This window comes from Granulicella mallensis MP5ACTX8 (assembly GCF_000178955.2).
Taxonomy (GTDB): domain Bacteria; phylum Acidobacteriota; class Terriglobia; order Terriglobales; family Acidobacteriaceae; genus Granulicella; species Granulicella mallensis.
Window position 1 is genome coordinate 3538140 of record NC_016631.1, and the last position, 13236, is coordinate 3551375.

Consider the following 13236-nt stretch of genomic DNA (forward strand, 5'->3'; position numbering starts at 1 on the left):
GCTTTCTATTTACTGAAGGTAGGCCAGGGCTACAGATCAGCCCTGGCACTTCCTGTTTGTGTACTAAGCAGTTGCAGCGGCAAGCTCAGGAGCGTTGTCCTCTAAGGCAACAGCGCTCCCCGTGCTCCATTGATAGGTGAATGCCCCAGCCTCCCCCACGCCTACCGAGACGGCAGTACCTGCATCTCCCTGCACCATGCGCAATAACAGCTCACGCGAGATCTCGGGGAGCATGGTATTCGACAGGATGTTATCTACGTTGCGTGCTCCACTTTCGACCTCAGTGCAGCGGCTTGCGATCTCGCTCAGCAAAGCGTCATCGTAGCGCAAAACGATCCTGTGATTCTCCTGCAGGCGACGGACAATCTTTCCGAGTTTAAGGCGGATGATCTGCTTGAGAGCCTCATCCCGAACCGGCAGGTAGGGAACGATCAACATGCGTCCGAGAAACGCGGGCTTGAAGATCTTGTTCAGCTCCGGCTTGATCGCATTCACCAGCGCCTCTGGGAAAGGCATCGTCTCAGGATCTGCCGTCAGCTTCATCATGGTATCGGTAGCGGCATTGCTGGTGAGAATCAACACCGTATTCTTGAAGTTGATGACGCGCCCCTCTCCGTCCTCCATGCTTCCCTTGTCGAAGACCTGGAAGAAGAGCTCCAGCACATCGGGATGCGCCTTCTCTACCTCGTCGAGCAGGACGACAGAGTACGGCCGGCGGCGCACAGCTTCGGTCAACACACCGCCCTCGCCGTACCCCACATATCCCGGAGGCGAACCCTTGAGTGCGGAAACAGTATGCGCTTCCTGGAACTCCGACATATTGATCGTAATGAGGTTGCGTTCGCCGCCATACAACAGGTCAGAGAGCGCCAACGCAGTCTCAGTCTTACCGACGCCGCTTGGCCCCACGAGCATGAACACGCCGACAGGCTTTCCTGGATCGTCGAGACTGGCGCGCGAGGTAAGTATGCGCTGTGCGATCGCGTCCATGGCATAGTCCTGGCCGATCACGCGATTACGCAGGTGAGAGGAAAGTTCCAGTACCGTCGCAAGTTCATCCTTGACCATCTTTCCAAGTGGAATTCCGGTCCAGGCTGAGATAACTTCCCCCACTATCTGCGCATCGACCGCAACTCTCATCATAGGTGACTCACCTTGAACCTCGGCCAACTCACGCTCGAGCGCTGCAAGTGCTACACGCGAGGGCGCTGCGGTGCTCTTATCATGATCGCCTTCGTTAGCGTCTTCCAACTCCGTCCGCAATGCACGAATCTTTTCAACCAGAGCAACCTCTTGCTGCCATTGAGTATTGCTGGTTACAAGCTTCGCCTGCTCGACAAGAAGCGCATCGGCAATCTCACGCAGCCGCTCCACGTGGTTCGCTCCAACAGCCTCTTCGCGACTCAGCATACGCGTCTGTGTCTCGAGATCCGCAATCCTGCGCTGCGCATCTTCGATGATGCCAGGGGTTGTGCTCTGGCTGAGCGAAAGACGCGCACAGGCTGTATCGAGCACACTCACGGCCTTATCGGGCAACTGCCGCCCGACCATATACCGATGCGACAAACGCACCGCGGCGGTCACAGCCTCGTCCAGGATGCGCAGCCCATGATGCTTCTCAAGCGCTGGGATCAGGCCACGCAGCATCGTCCCGCATTGCGGCTCGATCGGCTCCTCAACCTTGACGACCTGAAAACGTCGCGCCAGCGCTGCATCCTTCTCAAAAAACTTCTTATACTCGGACCAAGTGGTTGCAGCGATGGTGCGAAGCTCTCCACGTGCCAGAGCAGGCTTCAGCAGATTGGCAGCATCATTCTGCCCGGCCTGGCCACCGGCGCCGATCATCGTATGCGCTTCATCAATGAAGAGAATGATCGGATGAGGTGAGGACTTTACTTCCTCAATCAAGCCCTTGAGCCTGTTCTCAAACTCACCTTTTACGCTTGCTCCTGCCTGCAACAGCGCGAGGTCCAAAGAATGAAGCTGAACGTTGCGCAGCGGCGGCGGCACATCGCCAGCCGCAATGCGCAAAGAGAAGCCTTCCACAACCGCGGTCTTTCCTACACCAGCCTCGCCGGTCAGAATCGGGTTGTTCTGGCGGCGACGCATCAGGATATCGATCACCTGGCGAATCTCCACATCGCGGCCCAGTACGGTGTCTATCTTTCCCGCTGCGGCGTTTGCCGTCATGTTCACGGTGTACTGGTCGAGATGAGGCGTGCGGCGTTGCGTACCGGACGCAGCCGTTCCAGAGGCAGGTCCGGACACATCCTGCCCAAAACCGATAGCGGTAGTCTCTTCGCGAGACGAGCTAACAATATTGAAGAAGTCTTTGCGCAGAGCTTCGACAGAGATCAACTGCAATTCAGAGCTGATCTCGCGAACGGTCCGAGACAGATCACTGTTCGTCAACAGAGCCAGAAGAGTAAATCCCGAGCGAATCTGTCCTGCCTCGTAATCGAGCGTAGCCAGCGTCCAGGCTTCGGTAAACATGTGCAGCAACTGAGGGCTCAATGCCGGCGAGCGCGCATTTCCCGTCTTCAGCTTGTCGAGCGAACGTTCGAGTTCGCGGGTCAGTCGTGACCGGTCCACACCATACTGCTTCAAGATGAGAGCGATATCGCTATCCGTCCCATCAAGCAGCTTGAGCAGATAGTGTTCGATCTCAATGTCGTAGTGCGTGCGCGAGACACACAGACCTGCGGCGCCTTCCATCGCGCTGCGGCAGGTGTCGTTGAGTTTCGCAATCAGGGATTTCAGGTTCACGTATTTGCTCCTTTTTCTTTAACGCTTGCGGCAATAACTAATAGCTAGTGCAGGCGGTACACAGCGTCCTCTGCATCGTGCAGAAACGGACGATTCTTCAACCAGCTTTCAAAGCCGAGCCTGCCCATTCCGTTTTGTTCCGGCGTTAGCAACACTCCCGGCACCTCTTCGCGTGCAAGCACCAGTCGCACCGCAAAGTCGAACTCTCCCTGTCCGAAGAGCCGCAACCAGGCTTCCAGTTGCCTGGCCGCAACACCTCCGGGAAGAAAGTCTTGGTACTGCTTCAGCGGCATAGGCCCTAGACGTACCGTCACTGTGCCGTGCTGGTCCCATACCGCATCGCCCACAATCGTGCCGATGCCCAGGGACTCTGATTGCAGCCCGGTATCGTTCAGATAGGTAAGATCCTCTTCCGGCAAAAGGTTCCAGTTTCCGGTAAACTCTTCGATTCGTACCGGCACTTCAAAGAAGTCGCTGAGCAGCTGCTTCAGCGCCTGCGAAGTCGGCACATTGCGTCCCAGCAGACCTGCGTAGTAAAGCATGGCCTCATCGGGCACGGCAGTGCGTTGCAACAAACCAGCAGTGCCGAATCCAAGCAAGCTATAGAGACTAGCCGTGACCGGGTCTCCACTAACCTGCCCACGCGTCTTATCCAGTTCGTAACCAATAAAGAAGCGATATCTCTTCCAACTACGATAGAAAAGAGAGACAAAGCGGTGATTGAAGAGGTTGAAGAAATCACCCGGGGCATAATCCTTCGCGCGCATACGGTCCAACAGATGCTCTGCATAGGGATGCGGCAGCGGCCCGTTGACGGTAGTCAGGCCGAGGAAGTTGACCTCCATGTCATTGGGTCGCGAGTCATTTTCACGAAAGCTTTGTATTTCGCTCGCAGGAAAGTTAAGTGACGTGCGCGAGGAGAAACGCACGACTTCGCTCTGAGGAGAGACGAAATAGCCTACCGGCTTCCGCTCGGGAAACAATCTCTCCAACAGGCGCACGGACTGAAAGAAGCGGAAGGAAAAGGGTTCTTCACTCAGCATATGGAATAGCGCTTCATGCTCGCGGGTACTTTCAACTTCTATAGCAGCACTCGACTGCCTGCTCGTGGCATCCATGTTCCCAGTCCCTCCTTTCGTAGATTGCTTTCTGCTCGCAACTGGCAAAAACTGTTCATCGACACATAGGAGCCGAGAAATCTCTCCAGCACACTCGCAAAGAGATAAGCTCCGCCATTAGCAAACTGCCGCTCGTCGAGTTCTATTTCGACGCGCGTCCCTCGTGCCGGAGTATTGCCGTAATCGGCACGCATGATGGCGAAGTGCCGTTTATTTCGCATGGCAATCAGTCCGGCAATCTGCGACTCCACCTGCGAGGATTCAGAGAAGTTATGAATGCGCAGAATCTCCTGCAAAGCCCCCAGACCGCCTTCGCCGAGCGAAAGGTAATTGAGCGATAGCTGCGAGATGAGTCGCCACAGCTGGCCCTTGCCGGCAGGCGGATCGAGCGAAGACGTGGGTCGGTGTAATGCTCGAATGCGCTGTACACCCGCAAAATTCACTGCCTCGAAGTCACCCTCCGCGGCTCCGAAACTCAGTTGCGATGGCAGGTCATGGTTAGAACAGGTGCAGTGAACCGTCAGCACTTCCGCGCCCGGCTCGGTGAGTGAACCGTTCAGATCGACCAGCGACAGAAACACGGACGAAGGCTGTCTCTCTTCAAAAGATGAATACCGGCGATTGGCATGCCAGAACACTCCCTGCTCCTGCGCGATCGTGTTGTAACGATAGGCATAGAGGGGTGCGAGAGGTGTAGTTTGCCGTTTGCTCGGGCTGGTTGCGAGCACGTCGTCGATTGAAAAGACTTCCATCATGCGGGTATAACGCGCATCGGCCGTCACGCGGTACTCATGTTGCGTCTGCGTCAGGAGTATCGGTTCGGCCGCCTGAGAAAACAAATTAATAGCCGGAGTGCAGCCAAGCCGCAGAGTTTCATTTGAGACACCGACCTCGAGAACTTGCTGACGTTCCGGCCTCTCGAATCGGCTGAAGTGAAACAGCAGTTCAACCTCATCACTCGCTGCGAACGCTGACATAGCTTCCAATCCCGAGAGGTCGAAGAAGAGAAACTTCTGCGGAAAGGCAAAGTACTCCTGCAGGAGCCGGTAGCCGTCGAACGAGCGCCTCGGATAAGGCAGCAGGCTCTCCTCTTCTTCAAAGCCCACAGGCCTGAGCGACGACGGCGGGATAGTGATCGTTCTTCCCTCAGGGGCACGAGGGTCTCTTAGCAGAATGGAGATGCACTTACTCGCCAACAACTCATACAGCGTGAAGACGACGTTGCTGTCACCAGAGATATAGAAGCGCAATGAAGAGATACCGAGTGCCCCAGGCTTAACATCCTTGCCACCGCGCAGCACCATACGTAAAGCCGCTGCAGCACCTGCAATCCTTACCGGACGCGGCAACTGTTCGGGCATACGCCAGGAACATTCCGCCACGGTGATTGGCCACAGTTCGACCGGGTAGGTGGTGCGAAAGCGGCACGTCATACCATCCACGTTTCTTCGCGTATTGAGCATCGTCCCCTCAGGCATCATCAGAGAGGAACTTTGTTTGCCAGCACTCTCAGCCTCGATCTGACATTCCACAACGGTCATCGCCGGAATGGGCCGCAGGTAATGCGGATAAATAAGGTTGAGGAGAGAGGAGGTCAGCTCCGGCAGATCGTCATCCAGGCGCAGATGAAGCCGGGCCGCCATAAAGGCGAATGACTCGATCAACCGCTCGACATGAGGGTCTTCGCAGCGATCCGGTTCGAGCAGCAGCCGGCTGGCCACGCGTGGGTACTTGCGGCCAAACTCCGCCCCCATATCACGGAGATAGGCTAGCTCGCGTTCATAAGAATCTAGTAACTCAGGTCGCATAGTTTCAATCCACCTGATATTCGCCAGTAGCGAGATCCAGTACGGTGTCGAAGGCGATCTCCTCCGGCAAAGGCTTCATCTGCATGCGAGCGCCAATGTGGAAGCGCAGCTTCTTTTTCTGCAGGTCTCCGTCTTCAAGGCGCACCTGCACTTCTTGCAAACGTGGCTCAGAGTGCTCCACCATCTCGGCGATTCTCTGCTGCAGGCGCTTCTGATCATCGGTTGAAGCGAGACTAAGCGAGCCAAGATCCAACAACCCGTAATAAAGAACCGTATTACGAGCAAGAGGATAGCCTTCAATACCTTCGATAGGAGGGCGACGCGTATTCAGCAGCCATTCAAGATTGCGTTTGATGCTGTCACGTAAAAATCGAATGGATTGCGCGCGGGTCGTTGGCCAGTCTTCAGTCGTGCTCAACCGGTCAAGTACAGATTGCGTTACCAATAACTCAGGCGCTCGTGCCATGTTCGTCTCCTTTCTTAGCTCTGTGCGGGTGGGGTAATGGCAAGCGCAACGCTCGGATCGATGGCGCACAGCCGCGCAAAGAGTGGGGCAGCGTCGAGCGTCACCGCGGAAGCACACTGCAGCAGCAGCACATAAGGCTTTGCGACGATCCCGCGTGGCTCCCAGCTTTCAAGCTTGCGGTCTTCCACTTCGCGTATAAGCTCCTGCAACATCGGCACTGCAACAGCACTATTGCCGCTCTGCAGACACAGCTCTGCGATCTGCAGGTTGCGGCTGTATCGCAGACGCCCAATCGATTGATGCTCCGCATCGCGCGCTAACATCTGAATAGCACCCTGAACCTGCCCCCTGGCAGCAAGCTCCTGAGCCGTATGGAAGAGGTCTTCTGCCTCTGCCGCGCCGGAGGACTCGCCTTCAGATACCAGTGCGACCACAGGCATGGCTATCGCAACAGGAGCTGCTGCCGAATGCTCCTCCTCATGATTGCCGTGAGCTATAGGAGGAGCAATCTCTTCTGCAAGCCAACGCATCGTCTCTGCATTTGCAACCGGTGTATCGTCATTCAACGTCCATTCCCGCAGCTCTGGCAATTCACGCAGTATCTGCTGCATCGCGACGGCGATGGAAAGCTGTTGCGCCTCCCAACCCATGGCTCTGCAACTTGTCCAGAGGTAACGATAAAGATCAAGCCATCCGCGGCCACAGGGAGTTCCAAGCGCTTCAAAGCTCTGGCGATGCAGTTCCAGCCAGTCCCCAGAACCAGCTACTCCTTTAAGGGCCTGCCTCAACTCCGAAGAGGGAGCTATCAGGTATTCCATCTGCCGACTTACGGAAATCCCACGCAACTCAGCGAGACGCATCGAGCTTCGTAGCAGAAATGGCAGAGGGCTGCTCGGATCCTGGCCACCCATATAAGTCACTGCAGACTCGATATGACCAAGAGCGTCGTCCCAACTTTCGCATGCCGATGTCTGCCTTTTTTCGGAGCGTAGTGGCTGTTTCGAAGCGGAGTGGGTGGGAGCCTGCGCAGACTGATCGTTTCCTTCGTCTAGGGAGGCCGTCAACGCGCTGGAAGCTTCACCATCAGAAGCATAGATTTCGCGTTCGATCTCTCCACCCGATGTATCTTCCGCCGGGTCGGGTTCCAGCCGACGCTTGTCACGCAGCAAGGAGCCGACGAGATTTTGTACCTCTTCGAGAGCCTCCCGCAGTTTGCGAAACGAAGGAGCCTCCTGCCCATAGCTCTCCTCGCAATAGACATCCAGTTCACGCAGCACTTCGATAGCGGAGACCAACGATCCATCGAGAGCCACATAGAACGCCTTCGGCGTAGCGGCAATCGCTTCATCTACCTCTTCACTTGTGAGCTTTCCATCAGCGATCGCTTTGGCGCGGACTTCCCGCTGCTGCTCGCTATTGTTCGCGTCTTCTTCCCTGCCGACAACACGTGCGGCTTTATACTCGAAAAAATTAATGGGCTCCAATGTAAGCCCGGCACCATAGACAAGCGCAGCATAGCGATTTGCGGCCCACTGCAAAGGGACAACGCGCAGGCCCGGATCGCCTTCATCAATCTCCGGGTATAACGTCTCCCAAAAGTTCTGCTGTAAATCAAGACAAAGCTGCAATATAGATGTCAGCGGAGAGATGCCCTCCTGCTTGAGGAGAGCTTCTCCCAGCCAGACAGCAAGGTGCAGGTCCTTACTCCGATTTGCCAACGCCTCGCCGGCTAACTTCGCAACAACCTTAAAGTCAGCACGTTTGCTCTGCCGCTCCCAGGCACCCGTCGGAAGAGAGTCGTCATCCTCCGTACGAGCCTCTTTGATCTGGTCATAGACCCGGTCATAGCGGAGGCTTGCGCCTGCTGGATTATCCCCGGCAATAGGTGTCAGTAGATCGTCACGCAGTGGCATTATCTTTCCTCTGCCGTAAGCGATGAATTACGGGTAAAAGTGAGCTCGCGCACGGAGAGTAAGGAGTGGGCTTCACCATCGACAAGAAAGCTCTTCTGCCCCAGAGGAAGCTCGTCCTCTTCGTTGCCTGTGTTCTGCCATACCGTTGTGCGCCCCAGACGCACCAGATCATCAGGAAAGGTTGAGCTGCCCGGAGAGAGCACGGGAAGCAGGACTTCTCCAAGATCCTGCAAACGAAAATCTGGAGTTGTCGTGAGGATAGCCGTAGCCCAGAGCAGATCCCGCAGGCGCTTAGGCGGCGCGATCTCTACCCGCTGGATATATCGAAAAGGAATGAGGGTATAGCTGCCAGCGATAAAGGCCTCAAGGTGAGTTCCAAACCGCGAGTCCTCATCCTCAAAAGAGCTAAAGGCCGTCCCGTTCAACGAACCTGAGACCGGACCAGAATCAGAATCTCTGGCTGGAAGCTGCCCACTAAGCAGGAGTTCTTCCCGAGTGCGTTGTGCATGTAGCGCAGCACGGTACAACAGCGCGCCGGCAAAGGCATCCTGATTTGCATCAGCAAGAATATCGAGTTGTTTCTCCGCACGATCATAAGCACCCGCGAAGCAAAGTAGTTCGAAGAGAAAAGTGCGCAGCCTGGTGTCACCAGGCTGCGTACGAAGCTCAACACCAAGGGTCTCAATGGCCGGGCCCAATTGCCCGGCCTTGTAAAGTGAAAGTGCATCCATAAGTGCTCTATACCTAGCTGCTTACCTGTGTCGTACGCGAATAAGAAACAGAACCCGTCGAGGTGAGAGTGCCTGTCGCCGACTGCATGTAGTACGTGATGGTGATTTGGTTATAGGACAGGGAGATGCCCAAATTGGGCATGGAAGACTGGCCACTGAACTGCGTGCTGGACACATAAGCCTCTGTCAACGCGAGAGTAAAGTAAGTTCCAGGAGAAGAGCCGGCCGTCTTCAATCCGGTCAGCGTAGCCGTAGCGAAGTGGGTACCCTTTGTCATTCCCTGAAAAAGCAGTGGGCCGCCCTTATCCATCACCAGATCGAGATTGAGATCGCCGCAGATTACCTTCCCCGACGACGAACCCGAGGTTGCATCCACGCTGCTCACGGAGTTGCCGCCGAAGCTGAAACTATTCACCTTGATCTGGTTGGTAGCACCCGAGGTCTGGGACTCACCCTGGCAACCTGGAATATTGAGGTAGTAATCAAGTTCGCCTGCATATGGCATAGAAATTCTCCTAATCTATTTGTTCTATTGGGAAGGGTTGTAGAGAAGTACTGCGCGAGGTTTAGCTGCGCGCAGACTCAGGAAGATCCGCAACAAGGCGGAGGGAGATGGTGAGTTCATCCAACTGGAAGTGCGGCTTGAGGAAAGCAACCGCACGGTAGGCACCAGGCTTGCCGGGAACCTCTGACACCTGAATCGAAGCTTCACGGAGTGGCAACTTCGCTTTGGCAGCGTGGGTCGCAACATCGTTCGACAAGACATAATGCGAAATCCATTGGTTCAGGAATATCTCGCATTCGTCACGCGACATGAAGCTGCCAAGCTTATCGCGCATAATCGCTTTAAGATAGTGCGCAAATCTCGACATCGCGAGAATGTATGGGAGCTGAGCGGAGAGCCGAGCATTCGCATTCGCCGCATCTTTGTCGTAGAGCTTCGGCTTGTTGCCGGACTGAACACTGAAAAAGGCCGCGTAGTCTGTGCCCTTGCAGTGCACCAACGGGATAAAGCCCTGATCGGCGAGTTCTTTTTCGCGACGGTCTGTAACCGCAATCTCCGTGGGGCACTTGAGTGCGACATCACCCTCATCGGTACGGAAGGTGTGTGCCGGAAGTCCTTCCACAAGGCCGCCACCCTCAACACCGCGGATCGCAGCGCACCAGCCATACCTTGCGAATGCGTTTGTGAGACGCGCACCCAAAGCATAGGCTGCATTGCCCCACAGATACTTGGAGTGATCCGTACCATCGACTGCTTCTTCGTAGTCGAAGTCGTCGACAGCTTTCGTCTCTTTTCCATAGGGCAGACGCATCAGAACGTGAGGCAGCGTCAACCCTACATAGCGCGAGTCCTCAGACTGGCGGAAGCTCTTCCACTTGGCATACTCGGTCGTATCGAAGATCTTTCCGATGTCGCGCGGGCTTCCAAGCTGGGTAAAGTCCTCGAGGTTAAGCAGATTAGCCGAGGCAGCAGAAAGGAACGGAGCATGAGCGGCTGAGGCCACCTGCGCCACTCGTTCCAGCAGCTCGATATCTTCGGGTCCACGTCCGAACTCGTAGTCACCGATCAGTGCAGCAAAAGGTGCACCACCGAAGACTCCGAACTCTTCTTCATAGACCTTCTTGAACAGGGAGCTTTGATCGAACTCCGAAGCTCTCTGCAGATCCTTGAGCAGCTCCCGCTTGGAAACATTGAGAACCTTGATCTTCAGCATGGAGTTGGTTTCGCTCTGGTCCATGAGGTACCGGATCCCGCGCCACGTTCCTTCAAGCTTCTGAAAAGACGGGTGGTGAAGAATTTCATTCAACTGCAGCGAGATCAACTGGTCGATCTGCGCAATGCGCGTCTGAATAGTAGCTTCAGCATCCCGGCTCACGGTCATGTGGCCTTCGAGTACCTGGGCCACAAATTCCTTGATCATGTCGCGGCCACGTTCCTGGCTCGCAGCATCCTTGCTGAAGCGTCCTTCGGCAACAATCTGATCAAGAAGAGATACGTCCTGTGCTTCGCCGTTCGCAGCGACCGTAGAGGTCGCTGCTGCAACTGATGTCTTGGTTGTGCTCAATTCGCACCTCCACTGGTGACTTCTTTACGCAGCTTGTCGCGCGTTTCCGTATTGGAGACCGCAGCCAGCAGCATCTCATCCAGCTTGTCGTTGCCCTGGAGGGTGCCGCGAAGATCCGAGAGACGCGTGCGCAGCTCGAGCAGCTCGCGCAGCGGTCCAACCTGCCGCGCAACATTTACCGGCTCAAAATCTTCGAGCGACTCGAAGGTCAGATCGACTTTGATCTGCGCTCCGTCACCCATATCGCTCAGCTTATTGGCGACAGAATAGGCCAGGTGCGGCTCCATACCCTTGAGCACGGTATCGAAGTTGTCGGGGTTGATCTCGACAAACTTGCGTTCCTTGAGAGCCTCGAGCGGGGTCTTCGGCTGACCGGTCAGGTCTCCGAGCACACCCATCACGAACGGCAGCTCCTTCAATTCGATCGCATCACCCACCTCGACGTCGTAGGTAATCTGAACGCGCGGCGAACGTACGCGATCAAGCTTATGCTGTGTACTTTCTCTTGCCATAGCGGCACCTCATGAAATCTGGTTGACTGCGCATTACAACTGCACGGAGGAATTACGGAACGAGTTCAAGCCTCACCCGAACAGTAACGATTGGCATCTGGACGAAAATATGACCATCGCCGATGTCGAGTAGCTGATTCCTTTGAACTTTGCTCCTTTACATCACGTACCTGCATGTCTAAACCCGCCCCGTCGCGGTTTATTCCCACTCATGCGATTTATTTTGGGTGTCGCCCTCAAAAAAATCGCGATGAGGTTTTCATGCTGCCCGGGCTTACAAGAAAATCAATTTGAGATTTATGATTCACGCATGGCACTGTTGCCCTGCCCCCCTTCTTCGGGGATAATCGTAACCAGCTTTGCAGGTCTGACATCGCAGGCAGCTACCAGACGCTCCAGAAGCAAAGCAAAACCCGACATGACGCCGCTCAGTAGTTGTGCTTATTCTGCAAATGCACATGGGGCCCTGTTCAAACGCGCGCAAGGAGCGCTTCACAATGTCTAAAATGCTTCCTGTTGTGTGGACAAAGGGCGTATTTCTATCTCCACAGCACCTTCAGGCACAAGATCGGTTTTTCCAGGACCTGCTGAGTTTTCGCGTCGACTCGCTCACATTCCGCAGTTGGGGTTTCATGGAGCTTGCCATCGACGGTGGCAGCGTAGCAGGTGGCAGCCTCGAGATTACCTTCTGCAGTGGTCTCTTCCCCGACCATCTCGCCTTCGACACAAATCACGGCAGTCCTTTGCCACGCGCCCGTTCTCTCGAAGAGTGTTTTCCAGAAGGCCGGCAGCGGTGCGCCTTCTTTCTGGCCATTCCGCAACATCGCGAAGGCGGTCTGAACATTGGATCGGAACGCGGAGGGCTGAGCACTCGCTTCTTTTCTGAGTTGCAACTGCTTCGTGACGAGACCGGACAGACGGCCAGCGAACGTCCCGTGGCGCTGGCTCGCAACAACCTCGCCATCCTTGCTGAAGGCGAGACGATGGAAGGCTCGGTACTTCTGCCGCTCGCGCTTGTAGAGCGGACGGAAGCGGGTCTCTATCAACTGAGCTCTACGTTCGTTCCGCCTCTGCTCGATGTCCACGCCAGCAGCTATCTGCTCGGCATTCTGCGCGGCCTGGTGGAGTTACTCGTCGCACGCAGCAGCCAACTTGCAGGGGTGCGCCGGCAACGCAATGAAAGTCTTGCCGACTTTAGCGCATCGGATATCGCAAACTTTTGGCTTTTGTACACCCTCAACACGGAGTTGCCTGGCCTGCGGCATCTGTTGGGCGCAACCAGGGTGCATCCTGAGACGCTGTTTACAGCGATGCTGCGACTCGCCGGATCTCTTACGACCTTTTCAACCACAGTAGAAGCACGCGATCTCCCGCGCTACGATCATGAGAATCTCGGAGCTTGCTTCTCGGTGCTCGATGCCTTGCTGCGTGAGTTGCTCGACACGGTTGTTCCCAGCAACTTCATCGCACTGCCACTGAAGCTGGTGCATCCAACGGTGTACGCGGCCGTGATCGACAAGGATGAATATCTTCGTTCTGCGCGGTTCTATCTCGCCGTATCTTCCACAATAAGGCGGGGAGAACTGATCTCACGCTTCCCTATGCTCTCAAAGGTAGGCTCAGGCACCCAGATTGAGGACCTGATTCGGCAGGCGCTTCCTGGTCTTCGGCTCGTCCATGTGCCTGTTCCACCCCGCGCCATTCCTGTACGCCTCGATTACCAGTATTTCTCCATCGAAGCGAGCGGACTGATGTGGGAATCGGTTACACGTGCACGCAACATTGCCGTGTATGCTCCAGGCGAACTTGGCGATCCCCAGATGGAGTTGATCATACTGCCGCAGTAAGATCCT

At 55.6% G+C, this 13236-nt stretch carries 10 protein-coding genes; 1 reads left to right on the plus strand and 9 read right to left on the minus strand.

Annotated elements, in window-relative coordinates; translation table 11 throughout:
* Positions 1-63: 63 nt before the first annotated feature.
* The 9 genes from tssH to tssB all read right to left on the minus strand — a co-directional run bounded on the left by tssH (position 64) and on the right by tssB (position 11383).
* Positions 64-2766, minus strand: coding sequence for a type VI secretion system ATPase TssH (gene tssH / locus ACIX8_RS14260; RefSeq protein WP_014266049.1), 2703 nt, complete (start codon positions 2764-2766; stop codon positions 64-66).
* A 44-nt stretch (positions 2767-2810) separates the two neighbouring features.
* Complete coding sequence (gene tssG / locus ACIX8_RS14265) at positions 2811-3884, minus strand: type VI secretion system baseplate subunit TssG (RefSeq protein WP_014266050.1); 1074 nt, start codon at positions 3882-3884, stop codon at positions 2811-2813.
* A complete protein-coding gene (gene tssF, locus ACIX8_RS14270; RefSeq protein WP_014266051.1) occupies positions 3848-5692 on the minus strand; it encodes a type VI secretion system baseplate subunit TssF in 1845 nt (614 codons plus the stop codon). Before tssF ends, tssG begins: the two co-directional genes overlap by 37 nt.
* A gap of 4 nt (positions 5693-5696) precedes the next feature.
* Entirely contained in the window at positions 5697-6158 is a 462-nt protein-coding gene (tssE, locus tag ACIX8_RS14275) for a type VI secretion system baseplate subunit TssE (RefSeq protein ID WP_014266052.1), read from the minus strand.
* A gap of 14 nt (positions 6159-6172) precedes the next feature.
* Positions 6173-8071 (minus strand): type VI secretion system protein TssA, encoded by a 1899-nt coding sequence (tssA, locus tag ACIX8_RS14280; RefSeq protein ID WP_014266053.1) that lies wholly within the window; start codon positions 8069-8071, stop codon positions 6173-6175.
* Positions 8071-8802, minus strand: a complete 732-nt coding sequence (locus ACIX8_RS14285; RefSeq protein ID WP_014266054.1) for a type VI secretion system accessory protein TagJ — start codon at positions 8800-8802, stop codon at positions 8071-8073. The genes tssA and ACIX8_RS14285 overlap by 1 nt, the downstream gene beginning before the upstream one ends.
* Positions 8803-8815: 13 nt before the next feature.
* On the minus strand, positions 8816-9307 hold the full coding sequence (locus tag ACIX8_RS14290) for an Hcp family type VI secretion system effector (RefSeq protein WP_014266055.1): 492 nt from the start codon (positions 9305-9307) through the stop codon (positions 8816-8818).
* Between the two features lie 61 nt (positions 9308-9368).
* Complete coding sequence (gene tssC, locus ACIX8_RS14295) at positions 9369-10871, minus strand: type VI secretion system contractile sheath large subunit (protein ID WP_014266056.1); 1503 nt, start codon at positions 10869-10871, stop codon at positions 9369-9371.
* Positions 10868-11383 carry a type VI secretion system contractile sheath small subunit gene (tssB, locus tag ACIX8_RS14300; protein WP_014266057.1) on the minus strand — a complete coding sequence of 172 codons (516 nt, stop codon included), beginning with the start codon at positions 11381-11383 and terminating at the stop codon, positions 10868-10870. The genes tssC and tssB overlap by 4 nt, the downstream gene beginning before the upstream one ends.
* 497 nt (positions 11384-11880) lie before the next feature.
* On the opposite strand from tssB, the gene tssK reads away from it, so the two are divergent.
* A complete protein-coding gene (gene tssK / locus ACIX8_RS14305; RefSeq protein WP_014266059.1) occupies positions 11881-13230 on the plus strand; it encodes a type VI secretion system baseplate subunit TssK in 1350 nt (449 codons plus the stop codon).
* The last annotated feature ends 6 nt before the right edge of the window (positions 13231-13236 follow it).